26 protein-coding genes and 2 tRNA genes are annotated in these 25,880 nt (G+C 33.8%); 14 read left to right on the top strand and 14 right to left on the bottom strand.

Annotated features, from left to right (window positions below; all coding sequences use genetic code 11):
* Window positions 1-2: 2 nt before the first annotated feature.
* Together PHF10_00690 and PHF10_00685 are read left to right on the top strand one after the other, a co-directional pair.
* Complete coding sequence (locus PHF10_00690; GenBank protein MDD5534255.1) at window positions 3-1,049, top strand: type IV pilus twitching motility protein PilT; 1,047 nt, start codon at window positions 3-5, stop codon at window positions 1,047-1,049.
* Window positions 1,050-1,197: 148 nt separating this feature from the next.
* Window positions 1,198-1,269, top strand: a tRNA-Arg gene (locus tag PHF10_00685).
* 55 nt (window positions 1,270-1,324) lie between these two features.
* Here PHF10_00685 and PHF10_00680 read toward each other — a convergent pair.
* From PHF10_00680 to PHF10_00660, 5 genes are all read right to left on the bottom strand, one after another.
* A complete protein-coding gene (locus PHF10_00680; protein ID MDD5534254.1) occupies window positions 1,325-2,740 on the bottom strand; it encodes an adenylosuccinate synthetase in 1,416 nt (471 codons plus the stop codon).
* Complete coding sequence (locus PHF10_00675; protein ID MDD5534253.1) at window positions 2,727-3,656, bottom strand: pyruvate kinase; 930 nt, start codon at window positions 3,654-3,656, stop codon at window positions 2,727-2,729. The genes PHF10_00680 and PHF10_00675 overlap by 14 nt, the downstream gene beginning before the upstream one ends.
* A 160-nt stretch (window positions 3,657-3,816) precedes the next feature.
* On the bottom strand, window positions 3,817-4,794 hold the full coding sequence (locus PHF10_00670) for a hypothetical protein (GenBank protein ID MDD5534252.1): 978 nt from the start codon (window positions 4,792-4,794) through the stop codon (window positions 3,817-3,819).
* Window positions 4,795-4,900: 106 nt separating this feature from the next.
* Window positions 4,901-6,814, bottom strand: a complete 1,914-nt coding sequence (locus PHF10_00665) for an ATP-binding protein (GenBank protein MDD5534251.1) — start codon at window positions 6,812-6,814, stop codon at window positions 4,901-4,903.
* A gap of 26 nt (window positions 6,815-6,840) precedes the next feature.
* A complete protein-coding gene (locus PHF10_00660) occupies window positions 6,841-7,518 on the bottom strand; it encodes a hypothetical protein (protein ID MDD5534250.1) in 678 nt (225 codons plus the stop codon).
* Between the two features lie 299 nt (window positions 7,519-7,817).
* Here PHF10_00660 and PHF10_00655 point away from each other — a divergent pair.
* Both PHF10_00655 and PHF10_00650 read left to right on the top strand, forming a co-directional pair.
* A tRNA-Lys gene (locus PHF10_00655) sits at window positions 7,818-7,888 on the top strand.
* Window positions 7,889-8,040: 152 nt separating this feature from the next.
* On the top strand, window positions 8,041-8,754 hold the full coding sequence (locus PHF10_00650; GenBank protein MDD5534249.1) for a ribonuclease H-like domain-containing protein: 714 nt from the start codon (window positions 8,041-8,043) through the stop codon (window positions 8,752-8,754).
* Window positions 8,755-8,806: 52 nt separating this feature from the next.
* Here PHF10_00650 and PHF10_00645 read toward each other — a convergent pair whose 3' ends face one another.
* The 6 genes from PHF10_00645 to PHF10_00620 all read right to left on the bottom strand — a co-directional run bounded on the left by PHF10_00645 (window position 8,807) and on the right by PHF10_00620 (window position 15,708).
* Window positions 8,807-9,346, bottom strand: coding sequence for a hypothetical protein (locus tag PHF10_00645; protein MDD5534248.1), 540 nt, complete (start codon window positions 9,344-9,346; stop codon window positions 8,807-8,809).
* Window positions 9,347-9,758: 412 nt separating this feature from the next.
* Window positions 9,759-10,034 (bottom strand): HU family DNA-binding protein, encoded by a 276-nt coding sequence (locus PHF10_00640; GenBank protein MDD5534247.1) that lies wholly within the window; start codon window positions 10,032-10,034, stop codon window positions 9,759-9,761.
* 80 nt (window positions 10,035-10,114) lie between these two features.
* Complete coding sequence (gene dnaN / locus PHF10_00635; GenBank protein MDD5534246.1) at window positions 10,115-11,236, bottom strand: DNA polymerase III subunit beta; 1,122 nt, start codon at window positions 11,234-11,236, stop codon at window positions 10,115-10,117.
* A gap of 246 nt (window positions 11,237-11,482) precedes the next feature.
* Window positions 11,483-12,388 carry a hypothetical protein gene (locus PHF10_00630; protein MDD5534245.1) on the bottom strand — a complete coding sequence of 302 codons (906 nt, stop codon included), beginning with the start codon at window positions 12,386-12,388 and terminating at the stop codon, window positions 11,483-11,485.
* Window positions 12,389-12,611: 223 nt separating this feature from the next.
* Window positions 12,612-14,429, bottom strand: a complete 1,818-nt coding sequence (gene ftsH / locus PHF10_00625) for an ATP-dependent zinc metalloprotease FtsH (protein ID MDD5534244.1) — start codon at window positions 14,427-14,429, stop codon at window positions 12,612-12,614.
* Window positions 14,430-14,583: 154 nt separating this feature from the next.
* Window positions 14,584-15,708 (bottom strand): S1 RNA-binding domain-containing protein, encoded by a 1,125-nt coding sequence (locus PHF10_00620; GenBank protein MDD5534243.1) that lies wholly within the window; start codon window positions 15,706-15,708, stop codon window positions 14,584-14,586.
* A 272-nt stretch (window positions 15,709-15,980) separates the two neighbouring features.
* Between PHF10_00620 and PHF10_00615 the strand changes: the two genes are divergently transcribed.
* The 3 genes from PHF10_00615 (at window position 15,981) to PHF10_00605 (ending at window position 18,318) form a co-directional block, all read left to right on the top strand.
* Entirely contained in the window at window positions 15,981-17,390 is a 1,410-nt protein-coding gene (locus PHF10_00615) for a hypothetical protein (protein MDD5534242.1), read from the top strand.
* Window positions 17,391-17,497: 107 nt separating this feature from the next.
* Entirely contained in the window at window positions 17,498-17,851 is a 354-nt protein-coding gene (locus PHF10_00610) for a TraR/DksA C4-type zinc finger protein (protein MDD5534241.1), read from the top strand.
* A gap of 11 nt (window positions 17,852-17,862) precedes the next feature.
* Window positions 17,863-18,318, top strand: coding sequence for a signal peptidase II (locus tag PHF10_00605; protein ID MDD5534240.1), 456 nt, complete (start codon window positions 17,863-17,865; stop codon window positions 18,316-18,318).
* 161 nt (window positions 18,319-18,479) lie between these two features.
* Here PHF10_00605 and PHF10_00600 read toward each other — a convergent pair whose 3' ends face one another.
* From PHF10_00600 to PHF10_00590, 3 genes are read right to left on the bottom strand one after another with little or no spacing between them, the layout of a single operon-like run.
* A complete protein-coding gene (locus tag PHF10_00600) occupies window positions 18,480-19,415 on the bottom strand; it encodes an FAD-dependent oxidoreductase (protein ID MDD5534239.1) in 936 nt (311 codons plus the stop codon).
* On the bottom strand, window positions 19,412-19,723 hold the full coding sequence (gene trxA, locus PHF10_00595; GenBank protein ID MDD5534238.1) for a thioredoxin: 312 nt from the start codon (window positions 19,721-19,723) through the stop codon (window positions 19,412-19,414). Before trxA ends, PHF10_00600 begins: the two co-directional genes overlap by 4 nt.
* 30 nt (window positions 19,724-19,753) lie before the next feature.
* Window positions 19,754-20,524 (bottom strand): hypothetical protein, encoded by a 771-nt coding sequence (locus PHF10_00590; GenBank protein ID MDD5534237.1) that lies wholly within the window; start codon window positions 20,522-20,524, stop codon window positions 19,754-19,756.
* Window positions 20,525-20,800: 276 nt separating this feature from the next.
* On the opposite strand from PHF10_00590, the gene PHF10_00585 reads away from it, so the two are divergent.
* From PHF10_00585 to PHF10_00555, 7 genes are all read left to right on the top strand, one after another.
* Window positions 20,801-21,295 carry a hypothetical protein gene (locus tag PHF10_00585; GenBank protein MDD5534236.1) on the top strand — a complete coding sequence of 165 codons (495 nt, stop codon included), beginning with the start codon at window positions 20,801-20,803 and terminating at the stop codon, window positions 21,293-21,295.
* A 110-nt stretch (window positions 21,296-21,405) separates the two neighbouring features.
* Window positions 21,406-21,540, top strand: coding sequence for a hypothetical protein (locus tag PHF10_00580; GenBank protein MDD5534235.1), 135 nt, complete (start codon window positions 21,406-21,408; stop codon window positions 21,538-21,540).
* A 12-nt stretch (window positions 21,541-21,552) separates the two neighbouring features.
* Window positions 21,553-22,569: an endolytic transglycosylase MltG gene (mltG, locus tag PHF10_00575; protein MDD5534234.1), complete on the top strand. Its 1,017-nt coding sequence runs from the start codon at window positions 21,553-21,555 to the stop codon at window positions 22,567-22,569.
* A complete protein-coding gene (locus PHF10_00570; protein ID MDD5534233.1) occupies window positions 22,570-23,025 on the top strand; it encodes a GtrA family protein in 456 nt (151 codons plus the stop codon).
* A gap of 185 nt (window positions 23,026-23,210) precedes the next feature.
* The gene (gene rfbB, locus PHF10_00565; protein ID MDD5534232.1) at window positions 23,211-24,218 is read left to right on the top strand and encodes a dTDP-glucose 4,6-dehydratase; all 1,008 of its coding nucleotides are present in this window, start codon (window positions 23,211-23,213) and stop codon (window positions 24,216-24,218) included.
* Window positions 24,205-25,068, top strand: coding sequence for a C39 family peptidase (locus PHF10_00560; GenBank protein ID MDD5534231.1), 864 nt, complete (start codon window positions 24,205-24,207; stop codon window positions 25,066-25,068). Before rfbB ends, PHF10_00560 begins: the two co-directional genes overlap by 14 nt.
* 70 nt (window positions 25,069-25,138) lie before the next feature.
* A complete protein-coding gene (locus tag PHF10_00555; protein ID MDD5534230.1) occupies window positions 25,139-25,837 on the top strand; it encodes a hypothetical protein in 699 nt (232 codons plus the stop codon).
* The last annotated feature ends 43 nt before the right edge of the window (window positions 25,838-25,880 follow it).

Raw genomic sequence — 25,880 nt, 5'->3', positions numbered from 1 at the left:
ATATGAATCTTGATGAAATATTTGAAGGCGCAGTTGCGCTAAAAGCATCAGATGTTCACTTAGCCAACGGCTTGCCCGCATTTTTCCGCGTTGACGGAATTTTAAGGCCAATACAAAATTGGCCTATTTTTGACCACGAAACTATTTTAAAATTGGCCGAACCGATTATGACCCCGGCCCAAAAAGAAGTACTTTTAAAAAAGAAAAATTTAGATCTTTCTTATCAAATTAAAGATAATATCCGTTTTAGAATTAATATTTTTTGGGAAAAAGGACATTTGGCTTTGGCGGCCAGAGTTATTCAACCGATAATTCCAAGCATGGAAGAAATCGGCTTGCCTCCGGCAGCTCATGAATTAATTAAACTTCAAGACGGGTTGGTTTTAGTGACTGGGCCGACAGGCTGTGGAAAATCAACCACTTTGGCGGCAATGATTGAAAGAATTAATAATGAACGAGCCTGTCATATTATTACCCTTGAAGATCCAATTGAATATGTTTTTACTTCCAAAAAAAGTTTGATCGCTCAGCGAGAGTTAGGACAAGATATGACCTCTTTTGATTCGGCCTTAAAACACATTGTCAGACAAAATCCTGATGTAATTTTTGTCGGAGAGATGAGAGATTTAGAAACAATCGGGCTGGCTATTACTTTGGCTGAAACCGGACATTTAATTTTAGCCACTCTTCATACTGCAAACGCCCCTCAAACCATTGATAGAATTATTGATGTTTTCCCCCCTCATCAACAAAACCAAGTAAAATTGCAAATTGCCTTGGCCTTAAGAGGCATTATCTCTCAACATTTATTACCAAAAATTGGCGGCGGCAGAGTCGCGGTCAGAGAAGTTTTAATTAACACTCCGGCAGTTGCCAATTTAATCAGAGAAAATAAAATCGCCCAAATAAAATCTTGTATGCAAACCGGCGGCAAAGAAGGAATGTGCACACTGGAAGATGGCTTAAAAAAGCTTTATCGGGAAAAAGTTATTACTTTAGACACAGCCTTGGCCCACGCAACTTATCCGGAAGAATTATTGAAAGAATAAATTAATGACTAATTAGTCTAATTAATCTAATTGATCTAAATAAATCCCAATGACTCAATGACCCAAAAAATTTTAGACATTGGGCGTTTAGTTGTTAGTTATTGATTAGGTCAATTAGAAATTAGGTCAATTGGTCATTTTATATTCTGCCTCCGTAGCTCAAAGGATAGAGCACTGGTCTTCGGAACCAGGGATACGGGTTCGATTCCTGTCGGAGGCATATGAATAATATTTTAAAAAGTCGTTCAGATTTAATCTGAACGACTTTTTTAATTTTAATCGAGTAGAATCTTACCCTCCCAAGTAGGATTTACCGAGACAATTTTGATAGGAACCCCTAACCCTCCAGAGTTTTGCAAGAATTTAATGTATTCTTGCGCCTGACTCGGAAGTTTTTTAAAAGTTCTTATATTGGTTAGATCTTCTCTCCACCCTGCAAATTCTTTATATTCCAAGGGTTTGCATTGGAATAAAATTTGAGCCAATTCACCGATTTTTACTGAATTGATATCCGGTTTTTTGAAGGCAAAAATTTTTGCTCTTCTCTTTCCAATAGATTCCCATTTGAAATAAGGTTCAAGAATTCGCAAATCTCCATGGTAGTCATAAGAAGTACAGACCCTTATTGTCTTTAGTCCTGAAAGTTGGTCTAAATTCGTCAAAGCAATCCAATCAACTCCCTCATTAATCAAAACTCCATATCGAATAGCCAATAAATCAAACCATCCTGAACGTAATTTTCCTTGCCATCTATTCTCCGGATTATATGAATCGTTAACCTTCTTCCCCAAATTAATATCTTCTGTTACAAAAGGTCCTGGTCCGTGACGGGTAAGATATGCTCTAACAACTCCTATCTTTTCAATTTTTGAAACTTGTCTCAGAATTTTTTCTGCATTATGAAACGTCGCCCTGGTTTTTGTAATATACGGACTGAATCCATAAATTGAATCAAGAAGTGCGCCTTGAGCTCCTTCAAAAACCATCTCAATTTCTTGTTTAATGGTTCTAAAGAAATAATCCTCTTTTTCTAAATTGATTTTTGCTGTTTTTAGAAAATGAGAATAAAATTGCGCAAGCATTCGAGGATTGACTCTGTCTAGAAAGTAATCATAGATTTCCTTCATCTCCAGAGATGGACATTTTTTGAAAATTTTTTCAGCCTCTTTGAGTTTTATCCCAATTAGATGTTCTAATTTTACCCTTAAGGCATTTTCATCTAAGACATCTCCCATCACTATTCCTAGACCCTTTTCTCTATCATATAAGGCTTGTCCAACACCTACCCCACAAGAACCGAATCGGCGTTCTTTTCGGCCTATTTCCATCATTTGGCATATCATTTTATGGGCCGGAGTGATAATAGTGGCATCTGTATCAATTATTAACCTTTCGAACACCTTCTCCACTCCTTTACTCTTTAAAACCCGCGCTTCTTGATCCAGATTTTCCAACTTAACCAACATCTGTTTGGAAAGAAATGTCTTGATCTCGGGGACTAATGTTCCTGCTCCGAATTGGGCAAAACAATGCCACCGACCATTTGGTTCGACTACATTGTGCCCTGCTTGCGGACCGCCTGTGTACCTAACCACTAAGGGTATTTTGTAATGCCTTACCAAAAAATCAATTAGAGAACCCTTACCTTCGTCGCCAAATCCAAGACCGCAAATAACTTTACTTTTTTTCATTAGCCACCTCTCTTTCAAAAAAATTCAATATCTCCATAGCTTTCTTAAAAGAATCTTCATGAAAACAAATCATGTCGCTCAACAAAAAATACCTATAACCCATTAAAAACATCAACCTTAAATCGGAAATATCTGCCATTTCCACCACTTCTTTTTCCTCTAAAGACGTCAAGATTCTCGAAGCGACTATTGCCCTTGAGTCTGCTCTGATAATTTCTGCGAGTATATCAAATATCTTTGTCTTTTCTCTACCTATATTAATATAGAGATCATCACGAGCCGCCATTAATCGAACTTGTCTTCGATATTTAGGATATACTTCTCTGACAAAACTTAACCCTCTTAAAGATTCAATTTTGGCAATTATTCGGGCTTTGGGGTCAGCTTTTAATATCTCAAGAATATCTTTCTCTTGTTCCGTGAATGAAAGCATATAATTATGAATATCAAAAGCTTTTGCCGCCTCAATATATTCAAGATCACTCTTAGTAAAAAATCCTTCCACTTCCAGAGAGGGGTCAAGAATATTTACCGGTTCTCCGGCGCCAACGACTCTCACAGGCCTTTTACCAAGAATCAACTTGTTTCCATCTATTATTTCAACTACTTTGGAAACACAATCCTTAAAATATATCTCTGCCGGCAAATTAACTTTTATCTTCCGGCTCAACTCAACAAATGAGTACGGCAAATAAGAAAATTTTGTGATTCTAAGTTGCCTGGTTTTAAGATCCAGCCAGATTTTTTTTCCTTTAGCCTCTCTGACTAATCTTAAAAGAAGACTGTTTTTGTCTTCGGCGATCGGCATAATAGTATTGAATCTTAGACCGCTAATAAGAGGATGGCCTATTATAGCTCCTCGATGGTCCACATAAGGCGGGAGAGTCCCTATAATCCTTATTCTACCTTTATTCATTTCTACCTCCTTTTTAAAGTACGATAATAGATTCTAAAAATTTTATTTCGGAACCTATTTTTAAAGAAATAAAATAATTTCTGTAAAAATAGATCTCAAAACTTTGAGAGTAAAACGGCCCGCCGAAAGTTTTTAATTTCTTGCGACGGGCTTTTTTTATTTATAGTCTTCCGACTTTTTGCGGCTTTGCTTTTACTGATTGCGGCTTTGCTGACGACGGCTCAACTTTAATTATTTTAGAAGTTGACCGGACATTCGATTTAACCGTAGCGGCGAATTTTTTTAAAGATTTTTCAATCTCTGCAATCCTTTTTTTGTCTTGCCCTCTATTTTCCATCTCTTGAAGATATTTCTCAAGAGTGCATTTACCTGTGACAAGAGCAAATATCCCTAAGGTTAAATCCGCTATAGCCAAATCACTTTCAAGTTTTATCACTTTCTCTTCGCCTAAGACACCTTCCCATTGGTTAACGATCCCTTTGTCGTTTCCTCCCTCATAGTAACGATGGATGAGAAAAACATTGCCCATAAACTTCTTTTTCAGCTCTTCAAAAATCAACTTACTGCTGACGCTTTCGTGCTTTCCTCCAAAATGTTTCCCCAGATCGGCAGATGTTAAATTCTCACGAAAACCCTCGTCACCGGTAAACAAGAAAATTGGGGTTACGGCATTAGGCATTTTAAATCTCCGGGCATAGAAATAAGCGGTGAATTCATACGACTCTTTAGATTGACCGCCTCCTCCGCCTTCTAACCATATTTTCTGCAACCAGCTATCCAAATTGCGAATAAGAGAAAAATCACACACTTGAATCGGAGCATCATCGCATTCTCTGTCTCCGACCGCCGCAAGACTGATTACCGGGTCTTGAAGATAATTCTGTTCGACAATTTGCCCTGCTATCATCGGCATCTTATCATAAATGATTTTTGGCAAATTCCCCATCGAACCCGTTACATCAAACGCGTAAACAATCGGGCTCTTATTCGGACATACAATTTCCCGATTTACAGTCAAAAGCGTTTTATCAACATTGCTGTTTCTCATCTTCTCTTCCGCAACAGTTGAAGAACCTCTTGAAGTTCTGCTCGTTTTAGGCGTCACATCTCTATCGTAATAAGTTCCTCCTCCTCCCATGTTTACCCCCTTTGCAACCCTTATTGGGATTGCAGTTTTATTACAACTTTTTTTAAGATAGACAAAAGAAATATCTTGCCGAATGGCACAAGGTTTTTAATTATTTCTAATCAACACCTATAATATTTCTCTCTTTAATCTGAGACAAAATCGCATCCAAGTTCTCGACAAGATTTCTAGCTTTAATCTTGGCAATAATTTCCTTTACATTTAGCGGAAGTAAACGGCGCGATGAAGATTCCAATATAGCCATTAAAGTCATTGTGTCAATTTCTATTTGACTGGCGCTTGGAATAAAATCTTTAATTGCCTCTTCTAACGCAATTTCATCAACTCCTTTTTTACTTTGAACCGAAGCGAATCTGTAAGCATTGAGAGATATTTTTTCAATATCTGCTCCGGATGAACCTTCGGTAAGTTCCGCAAATTTGGAAAAATCAGAAATTATAGTGGGTATTTTATGCCTCTTAAACATCACTTGGAAGATAGCTGAGCGTTCCGGTTTCGACGGCATTGGTATCAAAATTCTATCATCGCTTCGGCCACTTCGTTTTAAGGCTGCATCAATCCGATCCGGTCTGTTGGTGCAAGATATAATAATAATCTTCCCTCGAATCTTCGGATCTGAAAGAAGCTCCATCCACATTTTCATTAAACGTTCAGAAACTCCTGAGTCTCCTTTTGATGAATCTCGACTAGCTTCAGCCAAATCAGCTTCATCATTATTTACTACCACTGGTGCCAGAGAACGAAGCCCGTATGTCAATTTTTCCCCGCGAGTTTCTGATTCTCCAACCCACATTGATCTCAGGTTTTTTATTTTAACGAAATTGAATCCTGCTTCTTTAGCCAGAGATTCCACAATTGCCGTTTTGCCTGTTCCGGGAGGTCCCATTAAAGTGATTCCCATTGGGACTAAACGGTCCTCGCCTTTTTCAATAGCCCTTAAAACGCTTTTAAGATAGGTCTTGATATGTTCAAGTCCGCCAATATCTTCTAAGCCTTTTTTAGGCTCGCAAATTTCCATCACGTCACCGTATTCGGAATTAAGAATTTCCTTTTTCTTTCCTTTTACATATTCTAAACTTATTTCCTTTTTTTCTTCTTTACTGCGAAGGAAAATTTCAAAAATCTGTCGGTAACTCATACCTTGAGTGGCCAGAGAAAAAATTTCCAAATTGAAATTTTTAGGCACAGGAAAAATATTTGAAAAAGTTTCTAATTTTTCCTGGTATTTTTGAATTTCCTCTTTAACTTTCAACCCTTTTTTCGACCGGAATTTTTCTAAAGTTTTTTGAATCTCCTGATATTCTTTATTACCCTCAGTAATTGAACGTAGAAAATCCTTTCTTTCTTTTTGAGAGGCCCGAGGAATAAAAATCGTTTGGACTGAGCTGCTGCTTTCTTTTAATTGAGAAGAAACATTCGCTATTTGGTTGGTTAAAAGCAGAATAATACTTCCTTTTTCTTTTATTTCCTCACTTTGCGCCCAATTTACCAATCTTACCGTATTGGTTCTGTCATTTGACGCCAATGATGTGCCACTAGAAGACGGGGCTAACATATGAGCGTAGCTTATCACCACGGCAACATCTTCTAGATTTGTCAAAGCTTTCTCAATAAGAGGAAGACAGGCTTCCGGTTCTCGAGGAATTCCGCGTTTTTTTGAGAGGGCATTTTTCGCAGCAGCGACAGGATTGTTACTATCTGCCATATCAACATCCGACCCTGTTATTTCTCGAAATTGCGCTTCCATCTGTTTATTTAAAAAACTGATGCCAGACGCAATGTTATAAAAAATAACCATTGGACGCTCGTCAAAAACCTTCTCAAGAAATTGGCGAAACGAAATATAGGGTTTGTCTGATTCGTCATCCATGTCAAAATTTGTAACCAGATCGGAGATATTCCCGTGAAGTATAAACTGATGGGCAATTCCCGCATTATACCGAGTGGCAAGATCGTTAAACCAGTCAGGTAAACGACTGCCGGGCTCTTTCTTGTCTGATGAATTATTCATATTCTTTCCTCCTTTTCAAACAGATATTAATTCTTTTCTTGTTTTTCTTCCAAAAAATGTTGGTGAACTGTTCCTTCCGGAATAGGCTGACCTCTTTCTTTAGTTTCCGAGAAAATAAGTTTTATCCCGAATTTTTGAGACAGAGCGAGAAGTTTTTCTCTTTCTTGAGCCAAAGACTCAAGAGATTCAAAGTGTTCAAAACATAAATTTGCCTCACCCTCGGAAGTTTTGGTGATTTTAACATATTTATGCACACTTTTTTCTTCCTTCTTTTCTCCCTCTAAAACAAAAGAATCTCGGCCTTTATCAGAGATTGAGATCTCGTAGTCGAGAAGTTCTAGAATAATACTTAAAATATGAAGTTGAAATTTGCTAAAAACCAAGTTTGTTATTGTCTCTATCTTTTTTTTCTGGATAGATCCATTATAACTTGCGTTTGCCTCTAAATAACCATTACTTTTAATTGAGAAACTTACTAAATCAGATTTATCAATCTTTAGCAATGCTCTTTTTAAGGCCTCTTTTAGCAACGGAACGATATCTAACTCTTGTAACCATTCAATAAATTCAAAATCACCTTCTCCTATCTTGGCCAAAAGTTCTGCATCAATTTTTGGCGTCTCGATTTTACTCTTGAAATTCTGCGGCTGAGGGACAGGAATCTTTACTCGAGAATAACTCTTAAATCCGATATTACAAGGCATGATTACCTCCTTTTTATAATATACCCTTTTTTAATGATCTATAAATAATTTATCATATTTTTAGAAAATGTCAAGCCCCTAATAAAGCTTATTAATAATACAAAATCTCCGGCAGGGGCTTTTATTTTTTCAAAAACATGGTAAAATAAACTAAGATTAATCATCTATTTCTATCATAAAAATTGCCCCCTTAGCTTAACTCCGACGCTTAGGGTCGGAGTCCCGACTTCTACGTCGGGATGGATAAAAATTTTATATTTTTTAGTGACTAGTCCTTAGTAATTTATAATTTGTTTTGTGCCCCCATAGCTCAATGGTAGAGCAGTTGCCTCTTAAGCAATTGATATAGGTTCGATCCCTATTGGGGGTATTTTATACTTTAGTTTAACTCCGACGCTTAGGATCGGAGTCCCGACTTCTACGTCGGGATGGTAAATCCGCCAGCTGGCGGACTCTTAAGCAATTGACAAAGGTTTGATTCTTTCAGAGGGTATATATTATTAATTTAAATATCTTTAAGTTATGTCTAAATTAGTTTTTGATATTGAAACTATCGGAGAAAACTTTGACGAAATGGATGCGGCGACTCAAGAAATTCTTATTAAATCAATTAAAAAAGAATCTAAAGATAATGACGAATATGAAAAATCCCTGCAAGATTTAAAGCAAGGGCTCGGATTTTCGCCTTTAACCGGCGAGATTGTCGCAATCGGCGTTTTAGATTGTGAGAAAGATAAAGGAGCGGTTTGTTTCCAAGCTCCAAATGCCAATCTTAAAGAAACAGAAGAAAATGGCATTAAATTCAAACCAATGACCGAAAAAGAAATGCTGGAAAATTTTTGGAACGGCGCGAAAAATTATCAAGAATTCATCAGTTTCAACGGCCGAAGTTTTGACGTGCCATTTTTGATGGTCAGATCAGCAATTAATAATGTTCTACCAAGTAAAGATTTAATGTCTAATCGATATCTTGGAAGTCAAAAATATGATTCTAAACACATAGACTTGTTTGACCAGCTCTCTTTTTATGGCGCTGTTTGGCAAAGAAAAGGAGGATTACATCTTTGGAGCCGCGCTTTCAATATTGAAAGCCCCAAGGCCAATGGAATAACCGGCGATGACGTGAGCGCTTTATTTAAAGAAAAAAAATTCTTGGATATTGCCAAATATAATGTCGGTGATTTAAGAGCGACAAAAAAACTTTACGAATATTGGGAAAAATATTTTAAATTCTGAATTTTATACTAAGAAAAAAGAGGCGTATTTTACGCCTCTTTTTTTTAATTTATCAAGCTTTAACTGTTTTAAATTTCTTTATCTCAATCAGACTGGCGATAAAGAAAATAATATTTAAAACAAACCAAATCCAAATTGAAAGAAATCCACTGTAAACAATAATTAGAAATCCTCCGATAGCCATTATAACAAACCCTATTTTCTTTGGCATTTGCGTTAGCCCTAAACCGCATCCCAAAAGACCGAAAGAACCTACCCAGTACCAGATACCGTTGATTGAGTGAGTAAGAAGTAAAATAGTATAGACGATTACCGTAGTAAGACCGACTATAAAAAGATTGCCTCTTTTAACGCCAAATAGATTTAAGGCGCCTGAAATAGCAACCACAAACTCTAGACCAACCAATAAAGAATTGTGAAGGAAAAACCAGGCATAAAGGCATAGAATTATCGCCCCCCAGACGAAAAAATGATTTCGGAATTTTGCCGAAACCACTCCGATAATAATCATTGCCATTCCAAAATAAGCCAAAATATTCCAAATTGTACTGACCAATCCCGTAAAACCCAATAGGGTTAAGATGGTATTCATAAAGCCTCCTTTTTTTATCTGCTAATTAATAAAAAGATCTGATTTAATTATAGCACGATTTAAAAAAAATAAAAGAGGAGATACTTTAGGTATCTCCTCCTAGATATAGATCACCTCCTTTTTTTGAAAGGAGTCATTTTTCCCTCCTTTTTAAGTTAGACCGGATAAAAACTGGTTTCCCCATTTTTTTCCACGATTTTGCCTATAACTTCATGGGTTATAGGATCTTTGACTACTGACTTAAAACTTTGCGCACTTTCTTTTTTTGATGCCATCCCATCCTCCTTGCTTAAATTTATACTCTATTAATATGCTTATATATTAGCACATTAATTGTTTTTTGTCAACCCCTATAAAATAAAAGAGTCTGTTATTTTTAATATAACAGACTCTTTTAAAAAAAATTTCAAATTTATCTTACAGAAGTTTTGAATTCTTTACCAGCCTTAAATTTAGGAACTTTCATTGAAGGAATTTGAATTTTAACTTGAGTTTTTGGATTAATACCAGCTCTTGCTTTTCTCAATTTAACAGAGAAGGTTCCAAAACCGGCGATAGCCACCTTATCTCCCTTTTTTAAAGCGGCGATAATGCTATCAATAAAAGTATCAATCATTCTAGCTGTTTCAGCTTTAGAACAATTTTTAGCTTTATTGGTTACGACTTCGATTAATTCAGCTTTATTCATAATTTTTTTAAAGATTTATTTAATTTTTCGTTTTTAAAACGAATAGTGAGAATAAACGACCTTTAAAATATTTTTATGTCTTATTTATTTTTAATCGGCATGATTAAATATAAATAAGATTCATCAGAAACAGATCTAATAACGGCGGCAGTATTATCATTTGTCACTTCTATATTCACTTCTTCACCGCCCAAGTTAATCAAACCATCAAGCAGATAACGATAATTAAAAACAATTTCATTGTCTTCTCCTGAAATTTCCCCTTCTAAAACAGCCTTATTTTCTCCAACTTGATTATTTAAAGAAGAAATCTGAATTTGATTTTTTTTGGCAACTAATTTTAGAAAAATATCATTAATGCCGCTTTTTGTAAAGAAACTGGCGGCTTTAACTGTTTTTAGAAAATCATCTTTATTAATAATGGTTTTGGTTTTAAAATTTTGAGGGATAATTTGTTTATAGTCCGGATAAATACCGCTAATCAGGCGAGAAATCAATTCGGTATTCTGATAAATAAACAAGATTTGATTTTCCAATAAATAAATTTCCACATTATCTTCGTTTTTAATAATTTTTAACAATTCTTGTAGGGTTTTGGCCGGAATAATAATATTTTTTATTTCTTTAATAGACAATTCTTTTAGAACAATTGATTTTTCCGCCAATCGATAACTGTCTGTTCCGACAATGGTTAAATTTTTATCTTTAGGATAATTCAAAGTGAATAAAACACCACTTATTTCCATTCTTGTTTCATTTGGTGAGATGGTAAAAATAATTTTTTCCAAAGCATCTTTTAAAACCTTACTTTCTACAATAATTTTTTCTTTTTTCTCTATTTGGGGGATAATCGGAAATTCTTCTGACGAAGATCCTTTAATTTTTGCTGTTTGATTTTTAGCTTCAATAATCAATTCATTATCTTTAATTTCCAAGTTTAAAACTTCTCCCAGGGGTAATAAATTTATATAGTTATTAAATATTTGAGAGGGAACAGTAAATGTGCCTTCTTCTTCTATTTTAGCTCTAATTATAGTTTCTATGGCTATTTCAAGGTTTGTACTGCTTAATTTTAATCCTCCTTTTTCAGTTGAAATTAAAATATTATTTAAAATAGGCAATCCCGATTTATTTATCCCTGCTAAATGACTTACCGTATTAAGACCTTGAGATAAATTTTCTTGTAAACAGGAGAATTTCATATGATGATTAGTATTATGAATTATTTTTTAATTTATAAATATATAATAACAGTAGTAAGCTATGTTGAAAAGTGGGAAAACCTTAAAAATCAATAGAGACTTACTTTTTAATAAACAATATTTGTATAAAAACAGTAGATAAAAATGGGAAAAGAAATGGATAAGTCAGGGTTTAAGAAAAACACAGGAAATAATCACATCTTATTAACATTTTGTTTCTTCATTTTTCCCCTTCTTTTTCACAGTTTACAATCTTTCTTCCGGGTGAGATATTTGAAGGAATAAATTATTCCAAATTAGAAATTGAAAGGCGGAAAGAATTGAAATGAAGAATATTAATATTATTGATAAAATAAAAATCCAAAACAAGAAAACCAACCAAAATCCAATAGTTAAATTGAATTGTAAAAATATATAAAACAAGAAGAAACAAGGCCAAGAAACACCAATAGATATCAATAAGATTATTAATCCGAATAAAACAGTGATTAAAAAGAGAATTAAAGAGGTTTTAATGGTGATAAACCAATTTTTTATAAAGAAAACAACGCCCTTTTTAATAGCCGAATAAAATTTTTCTTGTTCTAAAACCAAAAAACAGACAATGTAACGGGAAACAAAAGAAATAAACACCTCAATCAGAATAAAAAATATAATGTAGACAAAAATAGGGATTTGAATTTTATAAAGCGGCGTTAATCCGACCAAGCTTAAGAATCCGTAAATAATGAAAAAAGAAATAAGATTAAGACCGACAACCGGAATAATATATTTTTTGCTTTTTTGTAAAATTTCAGGGATAATTAAATTTTCTTTATTTCTTAACTGTCGAACAATAAACAGAAAAGAGATATAAACGAGAAAAGATATGTAAAAAAACAATAAAGTAAGGATAATTATAATAATAAATAAACAGATGCCTTTTATGCCAGCCGGCGATTGAGAATTGAAAGAAGAAAAAATTTGTCCGAATTGAGTACGAATTACTTTAAAGGTGATTAAATTATTTATCCAATTGTCTATTTTTTCAATATTAACAATAACCAAACTAATTTCATTGACCGCGAAAGGGATGCCCAAAAAACCCAATAACCATAAAATTGGTCTGTCCCAGATAGTTTTTAGGGTTTGTTTTAACGCTTTAACTTCCATACCAGGTAGTAGAACTTTGACAATTTTTGTCCAATCATCAAGGTTGTGAATTATTAATTAAATTTTTATTTTTGAAAACCTTTATTTGTCTTATGAATTTTTTGTCCGACCAAAAATCAACAAAATTAAAGATTCCAAATAGATTAAATACGCGATATAGGTATTACCAGGTAAAACTTTTTAGTTGCGAAGGACAAGTCAAAGTCCACTACCTGGCATAAAATTAATTTTTCATGATTTTGGCAAATTCATCTTTCTCAATCGTTTCTTTTTTAAGCAGAATTTTGGCCACTTCTTCCAGTTTTTCTTTATTTTTTTCAAGAATCTCTTCGGCTCTATTATAGCAAAGATTAATGATTTTAGAAACCTCCTCGTCTATAGTTTGAGCGATTTTTTCAGAATAATCTCTTCTTTCGGAAATTTCGCGACCCAAGAAAATCAGTTCTTCTTTCTCGCCAAAAGTGCGCGGACCCAAAATATCACTCATGCCAAATTCGGTCACCAACTTGCGGCTTAAATGTGTTACTTGTCGTAAATCATTGGAAGCACCCGTGGTCACCTCTTTAAATGTAAGTTTTTCGCTTATATAACCGCCAAGATAAACGGCGATATTATCCAAAAATTCAGGCTTGGAACGAAGATATTTTTCTTCTTCCGGCATGCGCAAAGTATAACCGGCGGCTTGTCCGCGGGAGATAATGGATACTTTATGCACCGGATCGCAACTTGGCAAATTCCAACTGACGATAGCGTGTCCGGCTTCATGGAAAGCGACAATATTTTTTTCTTTATCTGAGAGGATATGGCTTTTTCTTTCAGGCCCCAATAAAACCTTATCTATGCTTTCTAAAATTTCTTCATGGCCGACTTTCTTTTTATTATTTTTAACAGTTAAAATAGCCGCTTCGTTTAAAAGATTTTCCAAATCCGCTCCGGAAAAACCAGGCGTTCTCTCAGCAATTTGATGCAGATTTACATTTGAGGCTAATGGTTTACCAGCGGAATGAATTTTTAAAATAAATTCGCGATCTTTAATATCAGGTATGTCTAAAATAACTTTTCTATCAAATCGGCCCGGTCTTAATAAGGCAGGGTCTAAAATATCCGGTCGATTTGTCGCGGCCATAACCACTAATCCGCTATTTGGTTCAAAACCATCAAGTTCAACAAGAATTTGGTTTAAAGTTTGTTCTCTTTCGTCATGAGATCCTCCAACTCCTGACCCTCTAATGCGACCAACGGCATCAAGTTCATCAATAAAAATAATACAAGGAAGATTTTTTTGCGCTCTTCTGAAAAGATCTCTGACGCGCGAAGCTCCGACGCCGACAAACATTTCCACGAATTCAGAACCGGAAATATGAAAAAACGGAACATTTGCTTCTCCGGCCACGGCTCTTGCCAGAAGGGTTTTTCCTGTACCCGGCATGCCGATTAAAAGCACTCCTTTGGGAATTTTAGCTCCCATATTGATGAAATTTTTCGGACTTTTTAAAAATTTTACCACATCTTGGAGAGCTTCTTTGGCTTCATGAACACCGGCTACATTTTGAAAAGTTACTTTTGTTCTTTTGTCTTTTGGATTAACTTGCCTGGCCTTGCTTTCTCCGAATTTAAAAGCTTGCATTCCTGATCCTTTCATTTGATTGGATAAATAATAAAAAAAGCCCACCAAAAGCAGGAAGGGCAATAAAATAGGCAAAACAACGGTTAAAAAGACGTTGCGATTGGAAGCATTTTTTATTTGGATGGAAAGTTTGGAAAGTTTTTCTGAACTGACTCCATAATTGGTTAAAAGCTCCACTAAAGGCTGATTGTCTTCTTTTAAGGTAGTTTGTTTTTCTTGATTAACTAATAAAATATTCAAAGAATTGTCAGTAACAACAATTTCCTTTACTTTGTCTTCTTGAATTTCTTGAACCAGCTGGCTTATGCTTATTTCTTGAGTTTTTTTATTGTCAGAGCTTGTTAAACTGAAAATTCCGGCAATTACCAAAAAAATAATCAAAAAAATGAGAAAATTCTTTAATAAATTTTTCATAGTGTTTATTGTCAAGCGAGCGAGGGAAAAATAGTCCGCTAATGCGGATTACTTTTCCGATCCCGCTGTTAGCGGGAGCAGATAAAAAAGGGCTTAACATCCTGCCATGTCTCAAGAATCCCTTTCGGGGTTTACTCTGAGAATCTAATACCCTTTATTTCTCGTCGCCAGATGGTTGATCTTGAGGCTTATCTTCTTTATTATTTCTCAAAGAAAGTCCTAAACGATGATTTTCAGGTTCTACCGAAACAACTCTGAATTTTATTTGATCGCCGATTTTAGCAATTTTAGACATATCTGTCACCGGTTGGTCGGAAAGCTCAGAAATATGAGCCAATCCGTGAATATCTGGGTCCAACTCCACAAATAAACCGAAAGGATTAACTTTTAAAACAGTTCCCATAACTTCTTGCCCCACTTTATATTTTTCAGACACCTTGACCCATGGATCTTCTATTAATCTTCGGGTGGACAAAGAAATTTTACCGTCTTCGGTAATACCGATAATTTTTGCTTTTACTTTATCCCCAACGTTGATCACATTTTTAGGATGATCTATTCTTTGCCAAGCCAATTCGGAAATATGAATCAAGCCTTCCTGACTTTTATCAAAAGTGACAAAAGCGCCAAAATCAACTATGCCGCTGATTTTTCCTTCAACAACATCGCCAACCTTATAATTTAACAAAATAGATTCTCCTGTTGGTGTTGAAATATTTTTTTCCGAAACAATAAATTTTTCATTTTCCTCATCAACATTGATAATTCGGACAGAAAACTCTTGTCCGATATATGTTTTGAGTTTTTCCAAAATTCTGATTTTATTTCCTCCATCAACTCGAGGATAGTGCTCACTGTTTAAGTGAGAAACAGGTAAAAATCCCGCTACTTTTCCAAAACGGATAAGAAGACCGCCCTTATTAGCTTCTAGGGTTTTTACTTTTATTGGTTCGCCCTTCTCCATCAGTTCTATTAACTGATCCCATGCTTTTTTATGGCTGGCATAACGGAAAGATAATTCCATTAAACCTCTCTCATTCTCCAAATCAATAACAGTTGCCGAAGTTGTATCGCCAACTTTTAAGTTGGAAAATTCACCGGATTCATCAAAAAGTTCCGGCCCCCGGATAATACCGGTGGTGATTCCATCGATGTCTAAATAAATTTCATTTCGGCCAATTTCTAAAATTTGGCCCTCAACCAAGTCGCCCATCTTGGGAAGCAATTTGGCCGATTGAAGATACTCTTTTTTAATTAATTTTGTTGTGTCGCTAATCATATAGGATTATTATAAACATCTTTAAAAATCAGTCAACCCCCTCACCTGAACACTGATAAGCACTTAGCCTTTAGTATTATATTTAATTTTTTCACATAATAAATGAAAAATATTTTAAACATAAACAATATAGATTTTGTATTTGTAAAATACATCAGCGTTTGGTGAGGGGGCTAACCCCCATAATATTGAATAATAGCTAGATTGACATCTCTGTTTTAAAGATTAAAATAAAGGACAAATAAGAAGTTTTTTCTGATTTAAAATTAAAAATGTTTAAAAATTTTCATAAAAAATATATTCTTTTAATACTGGCGGCTTTAATACTGATCAGTTTTATTATTTTACTCTCTTTTTTCTATTATAAAACGGATAATCTGGTAAACTACGCGCCTTCCAATACGCTTTTCTATTTACATCTTGATTTAAACAAATTTCACCAAGGCGGTTATTTGGGTGATAAATGGTTAAAAGAATATTGGCCGGGAAAAACAATGAATTCTTTCTTGACCAGTCAATCGGATTTAGCCATTATTGGCGCCAATTTTCGCCGAGAAACAATTTCTTTATTGGACGAAGCAGGCTGTTTTGTTTTTTTTGAAAATAATTCTTCTCAAAATCCTTCTTTGGTTTTTATTTTCAAAACCAAGCCAAGGGTTGTTGATTTTCCTTTGGTTATGCTCGGAAATGATTCTAAAACTTTTTATTATAAAAAATTAACTCCTCGTATTTGGGCAATAGCCAGTCAGTCGGAAATTTTAAACAATATTAAGTTAAATTCATCAGGATTTAAAAAACAAATTAAAGATTTTTCTTTTTCTCCAGAATTGGTTTGGGGCAGGGGATATTTAAATTTAAGAGAATTTGCCGATTCCCCGTTGTTTAAAGCGGATATTTTGGGGTTAAACAGCGAAACTATTGATAAAATAAAGAATTTCAAGGGCGTATTTTTGAAAATTAATTTTATCCCGTATCAAAATTCTTTGGTTTTGGATTTTGGCAATTCTTTAAAACCCTTTTTGAATTCAGACGATCAGGAATTCAGTTGGGAACAAGGAAAAAAATTTATTATTTCTTCTCTCCAAGATGATTTTAAAACCAATGCCCTTTTATGGGGCGGCTGGGATTTATTTTCTTCAGATATTCAAAAATTCTCCCCGAGTTTAATTTCTTTAAATCAAATAAAACAAGAATCAGTATTGCCGGACAAGTTAAGTTTCACGGTTATTTCCTCTAATATTAAGGCTATGGATAGCTTGGAAGAAAAGATTAAAGAAAATTTAGCCCTTAAGAATCCGGTTGAAAAAAAAGTGATTTTGCCGGACAAAACTTCTTTTATTGAATTGGTGGCCGACCCGAATATTTTTCATTTTAATGAAAAACAAATTAATAATTTAAAATTATCTTATTTCTCAGACGATAAAATAGAAATAGCCCTGGCTCAAGATAATAAATACGCATTTATTTCAAATAATATTTCCTCTTTAGAAAAAATACTCATTAATTATCAGACCCCTTCTCAAATAAATAATGATTTAAATATTTCCAACTATTTTTCTTCGGATATTTTAAGAAAAAATTTCTCTCCTGTTTTATATTGGAAAATTAAACAATTTGGGATAGATGATATGGTTATTATCAATCAAAATCAAAAAATCAAGGGTTGTTTAAGATTATTCTAGATGTGGATAACTTTCCTTGAAAAAGATAGATTATACCCTAATATAATAGGATTAAAATAAAATTATTATAAGAGATAAAATTTAACAACTTTAATTTTTGAAAAAATATGTTGAAAAACTTTTTAGCTTCAAGAAAGGAAGACCTCTTAAAACAAAGAAGTGAATTAAAAAAACAATTGGAAGAAATCGCCAATAAAAGCTCTCGCAATCAAAATGGTTATGAAGCTAAATTCCCGGAATATGGTGATTCTGAGGACGAAAACGCCGATGAAGTGGCGACTTTTATCGATACTCTTTCTCTGGAAGACAATCTTGAAACTTCTCTGAATAATATTGAGGCTGCTTTAAAAAAAATTGAGAAGGGTAAATATGGGCTTTGTGAAAAGTGTGGTCAACCCATTAACCCAAAAAGACTCGAAGCTTTGCCTCAAGCCAAGCATTGTCTTGATTGTCATAAATAATATTTTTTAAAATGAAAAATAAATTAATATTAATTAATATATTGGTTTTATTTTTTTTTATTTTAGACCGGTTATTTAAAAAAATAGCCCTTTTGGACAGGACTATTGGTAATTCGTTTTTTAATTTTTCTTTATTTAAGAACCCGAATTTGGCCTTGAGTATTCCTTTTAACGGAATACTTTTTTATTTTTTATTAATCATTATTTTTTGGTGGTTGGTGGATAATTTAATCAAAAGTTACAGAACCAATAATATCCTTAAGGTTTTAGCTTTTAGTCTGATTTTTGCCGGAGCAATTTCAAATCTTTTGGACAGATTGGAATATAAGGCGGTGATAGACTATTTAAATATTTTTTATTTTTCAGTTGTCAATCTGGCTGATTTGATGATTTCCGGAGGATTGATAATTTTGATTTTGTCTGAATTTTCAAGCTATTTAGCGCAGAAAAATTCAGGAACAAAATAAAACCCCCTCCTTTATCTCAACGATAAGTTTTCGATAATCGTTAAAATAAAAGGCGAAGCCGCTTCGCTTATGTAATAATATAAAAAGAAAGACTTTCAATGGAGTAAAGGAGGGGGTGCTCAAAATTGTAATAAAATTTTCTTCTTCGCCAGCTGGCGAATCTAAAAATTTTGACAATTTTGGCAAAAACGAAAAGCGGCAATCGCGGCGATAGATCCTTCGGCGCTAGCGGTGACAACTTGCCGCAGTTTATCTTTTTCGCCGGTAATATCACCGGCGGCAAACATGCCCGGAATATCAGTGCGCGTTAAGTAGTCGGTTTTAATATAACCGGCTTTATTTTTTTCCGGATTAGCTGAGATGTCAAATAAAGATAAGTTTTTGTTCGGTTCATAGCCGATTTCCACAAACACACCGTCAATTTTTAAAATTTCTGTTTCTTTCGAAGGAGTGTTTAAAAGAATCTCCTGAACCATATCTTTGCCTCTGATTTCTTTGATTGAATGATTAACAATAGAAGTGATTTTTTTCTCTTGCTGGATTTGTTCTTGTAAAATATTTTGGCCCTTAAATTGTTCATAAATGCTGATCAAATAAACCTTAGCCGCTTGTTTGGCTAAAAAAATGGCGCTGGAAAGAGCTGAATTCCCGCCACCAACCACTGCCACTGTTTTATTTTTATATAAAGGACCGTCGCAAACAGCGCAGTAACTTACTCCCTTGCCGTTAAATTCTTGTTCCCCCGGCACGTTTAATTTTCGGCGCTGATTGCCATAAGCCAAAATTATTGTTTTTGATTCAAAATTTTTGTTATTTTTGGTTTTGATTTTAAAGATTTCTTCTTCTTTTTTGATATTAACAACTTCATCTGACAAAATTTCAGCGTTGTATTTTTTGGTTTGATTTAAAAATTTTTGCATTAATTCCGGTCCGGAGATATTTTCAAAACCGGGATAATTTTCAATGGAAAAAATGGTAGCAGTCAGTCCTTGCTCCATTTGGCCGATCAATAAATGTTTAAGTCCGGCGCGAGAGGCGTAAATAGAAGCGGATAATCCGGCCGGTCCGGCGCCGACAATGATTGAGTCGTAAATCATAAAATTGAATCAATTTCTTGTTGTAAATTTTCTTTGCTTTGAGGTCCTCTTAATCTTTTTATTTCTTCCCCATTTTTAAAAAAAATTAAAGTTGGGACAGAACCGATATTATATTTTTGAGTCAATTCTACGCTCTCCTCAATATTAAATTTGCCGATTTTTATTTTTCCTTCCATTTCTTGGGATAATTTTTCAATAATTGGAGCAAGCATTTGGCAAGGAGGACACCAAGTGCTGAAAAAATCCACCAAAACGGGCAATTTTGATTCTAAGACTTCTTCTTGAAAATTTTGATTATTTAAGATCATAAAGTTATATTTTTTTTTAAAGAATAATTATTAAAAAGCGCCGCTGCTTGAAAGTTTTTCTTTGGCTTCTTGAAAAATTTTTTTCTCGCGATATTGTTCTCTTAAATAAGAAATTTTTTCCAAAGGCTCGATTAATCTGGCGTACTCGGAAAGTTCATAAAAAATTGATTTGGCTGCCCCTGAACTCGGGTCACCGCTGAATTGATATTGGTCTATTTGAAGGACGGGTTTGTGAGTCTCAGGGTCTGCCTCCCAATGGTGATAATAAAATTCAAACTGTTGAGCGGGTTGGACTAATGGTCTCCCTTCCTGTTGAGCTTTTTCGCGCGCCTGACGATCAAACGCCTTTGAAGAGGACAAATGAATTAAATGATTTTCTTTCGCTCCAGAGAGAATTATATTTTTAAAATTTTCTTTAGTAAATATATGGAGTCTTAATTCTTTTAACGGTTCAATTAAATTTTCAGCTTGATCCAGTCGTTTTGATTTAATATCTTCATTAAGGGCCTTGTAGATATTCCAAAGCAGTTCAGGAACCGATTTTTGCTCATATTTTTTCACTAATTTTCCCAACTCATTTAAAACCTCGCGGGGTTCTTTTAAAATTTCATCAAAATTATCCATTAATTCTTGTTGCTCATCCCTTTGATTGTTAATTTCTTGTGAATGAGACAAAGAACCAAAAATTTGCCCCTCTTGGTTTTGGCTAATTGGATTTTCTTTATTATTTTGTTTTTTTCCTATTTCTTCTTGATTTGAAAATATAGAATAATTTTCTCCAGATTGTTCAATCCTGCCCATAAATTATTTAGTTGTTTATATAATGTAGGGTATTATAGCATTTTTTATTTTGTTTGTCTATTAAAAATAGACAGCCTTGACCTTCACACCAGAATGACGATAAATTTATTTTTTGTGACTTTAAGATTTAGAGATAAAATAATTTTATAAAAAGATAAATGAATTTAATAAATTGTTATTTTCTAGATACTACATCGTCATTTGGTGTGGGGGTTGACAAAAATCAAAAAATTTGTTTAAATAAATACTAATGTAATTTAAAAAAAAGGAGGAAAGATGAAAATAGTGCTTAATGCATCTTGTTGTGAATTTTGTCTGTCTCACGAGGCGATAAAGAAATTCGCCAAGTTAAAGGGGTTTAAAATTAACCTTAGAGAAGGCAACTATATTAAGGACGGGAAACGTTTTTATTTTTCTTCAATTGGGAGAACAGACCCCGCCTTAATTCAAGTAATAGAAGAATTAGGAGAAAAAGCGAATGGTATTAATGCAAGTTTGGTAATTATGAAAATTCCCGACGGGACGAAATATACAATAAGAGGAAAAAATAGTGACGGAGATGATTGCGCTACGGGTGAAGGAAATCAATATATTGTAGAAGAATGCAGAATTTGGCAGTCAGAATATCCATACAGGGGGTGGGTAATAACAAGAACCGGATTGAGTACAACAATGAAAGAATTAAATTCTATATATGCAGAAAAAAACGGGGAAAGAATAACTGCCAAAAATTTAGAGTTACTACGCAAAATGATTGATAAAAAAGACTGAAAAATAAAAAATGGGTTGTTAAATAACAACCCATTTTGATTTATATGACTGACTTGCGGATTATTTCATTTTTGCTATAATAAAAACATAATAATAACTTATATGATTTTATGACTAAACCACGTTTGTCCTACAGTCTTTGCAAATTTATTCGCAAAGAAAAAAGCCGTTTGAGAAAAGAAACTCCTGATAAAGAAAAATTAAAAGAATCAATTAAAGAAATATATAAAAAATTGGGACTTTAATTATTTTTTTGTATGGAAAAAAAAGGAATTATCATCGGTTATTTGGTTTTTGTTGTTGTAGCCATTGGTTTGTATTTTTGTTTTAATCATTCAAAACCTGCGGTCACAGAAAGCCAAATTCAAACTTTTGTTGTTGAAAAAGGAGAAGGACTTAATGATATTGCCGCCAAATTAAAAGACAAAGGCATTATCAGTAATGTTAAATTATTTGAATTGTACGCTTTTTTAACCAACACTCGCAATAAATTTTTAGCCGGAGAATATTCTCTAAATAAGGGAATGACCTTGAATGATTTGATTAAATCTTTAACCAGCCGGGCAATAGCTCAAGAAAAAACAGTTACTATTATTGAAGGTTTAACCAATAAAGAAATCGGCTCTGTTTTAGAAAAAGCAGGATTAGTTTCTCAAACTGATTTTTTGACTGCTTTGGAAAAAATGAGCCAAGATCAAACTTTGTATTCTACTTATGATTTTTTGGCCAGCCAGCCGGAAAGTAATAATTTGGAAGGTTATCTTTTCCCGGACACTTACAAATTTTTTAAAGATACCACCTCTGATGCCATTATCAGAAAAATGCTGGATAATTTCGGCAAAAAAATGGACGACCAATTAAGGGCTGACATTAAAAAATCAAATAAAACCATTTTTGAAGTTATAACCATGTCTTCTATTGTGGAGAAAGAAGCAGCTTTGGACCAAGACAGAAGATTGGTGGCGGATATTTTTTGGAAAAGATTGAAAGAGAGCTGGGCATTAGAATCTTGCGCTACAATAAATTATATTTTAGGAGCACCAAAAGCGCGTTTAAGTTTTGAAGATACCCGTACTCCCTCGCCTTATAATACCTATCTCCACCGCGGTTTACCCCCCGGACCGATTAATAATCCGGGTCTTTCGTCAATCAGGGCGACAATTTACCCTCTAGACAGTGACTATTGTTGTTTTCTTTCCACTCCTGAAGGAAAGATTATTTTCAGTCAAACAATTGAAGAACATAATAAAAATAAAGCAGAATATTTGAAATAAATGAAAAGAATTATTGAAAAAATAAGAAATCTTTCAATTATTCAAAAATATCCTCATCTCAGACAGTTTATTAAGTTTTTTATTACCGGCGGGATCTGTACGATTTTAGATTTCGCCGTTTATATTTTTTTAACTCGTCTTTTTCCATTTTTTAGAATTCATTATCTTTGGGCCAATTTTTTTGGCACAGTTGTTGGGGCAACGGTTAATTTCACCATGAATAAAAAATGGACATTCAGAAATGAAGAAACAAAAATTTTAAAACAGTATCTGAAATTTTGGTTTGTCGCCATATTCGGTTTGATAATTTATCAATATTTATTCGGATTTTTAGTGGAAAAAATAAATTTATATGATCTTTTGGGCAAGGCAATCAGCGCCTTGGTTGTTATGTTTATCCGTTTCTATTTAAATAAATTTTGGGTATTCCAAAATTCTTCAAAAATTCGAAGCTAATAACTGAAGAATTTTTGATTAGAATTTTGAGAACCCCGCTCTAAATCTTTAAATAAAATTAATCTAAAATTAAAATAAGCCGCAATCCAAGTTTTATTTGGACGTAGGCGTTTCCGCGAATTAAATTAATTAAAATCTCTAAACATGCTTCGGATTTAGGGCGCGGGTTAAATAATTTTATATTTATGAAAAAAATTTTAATTACCGGCGGAGCCGGTTTTATAGGAAGTAATTTTATCCATTATATTTTAAAAAAATATAAAAATTATCAGATAGTTAATTTGGATAAATTAAATTATTGCGGCAATTTGGAAAATTTAAAAGATATTGAGAAGAATTCGCATTATAAATTTATCAAAGGTGATATCGGCGACAAAGATTTAGTTGATAATTTATTAAAAAATGAAAAACCGGATGCAATTATAAATTTTGCCGCCATGACTCATGTTGATCGCTCTATTTTAGACGCAGAAGAATTCATTAAAACCAATATTTTGGGCGTTCAAATTCTACTTGAAGCTTCAAGAAAATATAAAATCAGCAGATTTATTCAAATCAGCACGGATGAAGTTTATGGCTCTATTTTAAAGGGCAAATTTAAAGAAACAGATATTTTAGATCCTTCCAGTCCTTATTCCGCTTCAAAGGCGGCGGCGGAATTATTGGCCTTATCTTATTTTAAAACTTATAATTTGCCGGTTTTAATCACTCGCAGTTCGAATAATTATGGTCCATTTCAATATCCGGAAAAATTAATTCCGCTTTTTGTCACTAATTTATTGGAAGGCAAAAAAGTGCCGATTTACGGCGATGGCAAACAAGTGCGTGATTGGCTTTATGTTTTAGATAATTCCAGGGCCATTGATTTGGTTCTACACAAAGGAAAAATTGGAGAGATTTACAATATTGGTGCAAATTCAGAGAAAGAAAATATTGAAATCACTAAAAATATTTTTAAGATATTGGGTAAAAACGAGTCGTCCATTGAATATGTCAAAGATCGTTTGGCTCATGATCGCCGTTATGCCATAGATTCGTCAAAAATAAAAAAATTGGGCTGGAAGCCCGAATATAAATTCAGCGAGGCAATAAAAATAACCGTTTATTGGTATAAAAATAATAAAAATTGGTGGCAAAGAATCAAAACCGGCGAATATTTAAAATATTATAAAACCCAATATGGCAAAAAATAATAGAAGAATTGCTCAAAAAATAATTATTATTTTCGTAACCATTGCCACGGTTTTTGTTTTTGATTTTTGGTTATTTTCGCCCAAAGATTTGTCAAAAAAAGAAGTAGTGCCGGCCCAAACAAATCAAACTGAAAAAATAAATATTAATCAATCTGTTCCGGGACAGAGTAAAACAATAAACAAAGAGATTCAACCCCTGGTTGAAGATAATAAAACACTTCCGGAAACTCGAGAAATAAAATCAAGCGTTAATTTATCCGTGCCTTTTGTTTCTCAAGCTCCTTTTGGCAAATGGGATGATTTGCATAATGAAGCTTGTGAGGAAACAGCCTTAATCATAGCCAAATATTGGTTGAATAATCAAAAATTGTCTCCAACTGCGGCAGATCAAGAAATTCTATCTTCAGTCGGTTGGCAAATAGATAATTTTGGCGGACATTATGATTTAAGCGCGGAAAATATTATTAAAATGGCTCAACAGTATTTCGGTTTTGAAAAAATATATCTCACTCCAATTAAAAATATTGACGATATAAAATATCAGCTTAGTCAAGGCAATTTAGTGATTGTGCCAACGGCCGGACGATTACTCGAAAATCCTCATTATCAGCAACCGGGGCCAGTTTATCATATTCTAGTGGTTAAAGGATATGATGACAAAAAAATCATTACTAATGATCCGGGCACCAAGCATGGTGAAAATTTTTCTTATTTTTATAATAATTTTTGGAACTCAATTCACGACTGGCCATTTTCTTTAGGAGAAAATGAGGACTTATCAAAAGATGAAAAGGCAACAGAAATTTTAAATGGCCCCAAAATAATGATTGTGATAGAAAAAAATAATTAAATTTTTTCTAAAAAGTTCTTTACAAGCGCCCAAAAATGGGCAAAGGCCTAAAAGGCCAAAGGAGGAAAAAATGAGCCTTTTTAACGAAAAAGGATTGGAGAATTTAAGATTAGTAAGAGATGTTTTTTTAAAAACAGGACTGCCCGGGTATGATAAAAAATCAAAAATTATCTATAGTCCCAAAGAGCATAATCCTCTAACGGTCTTGTGTCAGGAAGTTTTAAGTATTTTATCGCCGGAAAAAACCAAAGCTGTTCAATTGGGACGATGGATTGAAATCGGTCTTTTGGAAAAAGCTAAGTTATCTCTTAAAAAAATTATAGAAATAGTGCCTATTCCCCTTGAGAGAGAAAACGTAGTCTTGGTTTTTCCGGAAAATATTATTTCTTTTGAAAAACAAATTCAATTGATTGGCGGCAAGATTATATTAGAATTGGAATTTCTTAAAAATCTTACCTCATCTCCTTCAGATAAACCGTACTGGTTGTATAAAGCAAAAGACGGCACAGATGATTTTCGCGAAATTTCATTGGATAAAATGGCTAAAGAAAATTTTGTTTTATCGGAAAACAAAAGAGGCTTGACGCCGACCGAAGGACTGGCAATGTTTATCCAAGACCCAAGTATTTTAAAGGGGTTAAATACTCTAATTCTTACCAACTCTATTTGTCAAGGAAAATTCCCAAGATTGTTAAAGAACAGACTGGGCCAAGTTGTTTTAAGCGTTTCACATGGTCAGGGTTGGGGGGCGCCGACTTGCGCAAAATGATTTTTGTTAAAAAGAAAACCGAGCGTTTAAAATAACGCTCGGT

This window comes from Patescibacteria group bacterium (assembly GCA_028716665.1).
In the GTDB taxonomy this organism is placed as follows: domain Bacteria; phylum Patescibacteriota; class Patescibacteriia; order UBA2591; family JAQUPP01; genus JAQUPP01.
This window is presented reverse-complemented; position numbering and strand designations above follow the sequence as displayed.

Bases quoted from the DNA above. Each gene is read 5' to 3' on its own strand.
- PHF10_00675 (MDD5534253.1), bottom strand. From the start codon at position 3,656: ATGAATAAAGGTAGAATAAGGATTATAGGGACTCTCCCGCCTTATGTG.
- trxA (MDD5534238.1), bottom strand. From the start codon at position 19,723: ATGATCTTAAATAATCAAAATTTTCAAGAAGAAGTCTTAGAATCAAAA.
- PHF10_00590 (MDD5534237.1), bottom strand. From the start codon at position 20,524: ATGGGCAGGATTGAACAATCTGGAGAAAATTATTCTATATTTTCAAAT.
- PHF10_00650 (MDD5534249.1), top strand. From the start codon at position 8,041: ATGTCTAAATTAGTTTTTGATATTGAAACTATCGGAGAAAACTTTGAC.
- PHF10_00615 (MDD5534242.1), top strand. From the start codon at position 15,981: ATGTTTAAAAATTTTCATAAAAAATATATTCTTTTAATACTGGCGGCT.
- PHF10_00645 (MDD5534248.1), bottom strand. From the start codon at position 9,346: ATGAATACCATCTTAACCCTATTGGGTTTTACGGGATTGGTCAGTACA.
- PHF10_00570 (MDD5534233.1), top strand. From the start codon at position 22,570: ATGAAAAGAATTATTGAAAAAATAAGAAATCTTTCAATTATTCAAAAA.
- PHF10_00580 (MDD5534235.1), top strand. From the start codon at position 21,406: ATGACTAAACCACGTTTGTCCTACAGTCTTTGCAAATTTATTCGCAAA.
- dnaN (MDD5534246.1), bottom strand. From the start codon at position 11,236: ATGAAATTCTCCTGTTTACAAGAAAATTTATCTCAAGGTCTTAATACG.
- PHF10_00560 (MDD5534231.1), top strand. From the start codon at position 24,205: ATGGCAAAAAATAATAGAAGAATTGCTCAAAAAATAATTATTATTTTC.
- ftsH (MDD5534244.1), bottom strand. From the start codon at position 14,429: ATGAAAAATTTATTAAAGAATTTTCTCATTTTTTTGATTATTTTTTTG.
- mltG (MDD5534234.1), top strand. From the start codon at position 21,553: ATGGAAAAAAAAGGAATTATCATCGGTTATTTGGTTTTTGTTGTTGTA.
- PHF10_00670 (MDD5534252.1), bottom strand. From the start codon at position 4,794: ATGGGAGGAGGAGGAACTTATTACGATAGAGATGTGACGCCTAAAACG.
- PHF10_00665 (MDD5534251.1), bottom strand. From the start codon at position 6,814: ATGAATAATTCATCAGACAAGAAAGAGCCCGGCAGTCGTTTACCTGAC.
- PHF10_00630 (MDD5534245.1), bottom strand. From the start codon at position 12,388: ATGGAAGTTAAAGCGTTAAAACAAACCCTAAAAACTATCTGGGACAGA.
- PHF10_00620 (MDD5534243.1), bottom strand. From the start codon at position 15,708: ATGATTAGCGACACAACAAAATTAATTAAAAAAGAGTATCTTCAATCG.
- PHF10_00600 (MDD5534239.1), bottom strand. From the start codon at position 19,415: ATGATTTACGACTCAATCATTGTCGGCGCCGGACCGGCCGGATTATCC.
- PHF10_00605 (MDD5534240.1), top strand. From the start codon at position 17,863: ATGAAAAATAAATTAATATTAATTAATATATTGGTTTTATTTTTTTTT.
- PHF10_00610 (MDD5534241.1), top strand. From the start codon at position 17,498: ATGTTGAAAAACTTTTTAGCTTCAAGAAAGGAAGACCTCTTAAAACAA.
- PHF10_00660 (MDD5534250.1), bottom strand. From the start codon at position 7,518: ATGCCTTGTAATATCGGATTTAAGAGTTATTCTCGAGTAAAGATTCCT.
- rfbB (MDD5534232.1), top strand. From the start codon at position 23,211: ATGAAAAAAATTTTAATTACCGGCGGAGCCGGTTTTATAGGAAGTAAT.
- PHF10_00640 (MDD5534247.1), bottom strand. From the start codon at position 10,034: ATGAATAAAGCTGAATTAATCGAAGTCGTAACCAATAAAGCTAAAAAT.
- PHF10_00585 (MDD5534236.1), top strand. From the start codon at position 20,801: ATGAAAATAGTGCTTAATGCATCTTGTTGTGAATTTTGTCTGTCTCAC.
- PHF10_00555 (MDD5534230.1), top strand. From the start codon at position 25,139: ATGAGCCTTTTTAACGAAAAAGGATTGGAGAATTTAAGATTAGTAAGA.
- PHF10_00690 (MDD5534255.1), top strand. From the start codon at position 3: ATGAATCTTGATGAAATATTTGAAGGCGCAGTTGCGCTAAAAGCATCA.
- PHF10_00680 (MDD5534254.1), bottom strand. From the start codon at position 2,740: ATGAAAAAAAGTAAAGTTATTTGCGGTCTTGGATTTGGCGACGAAGGT.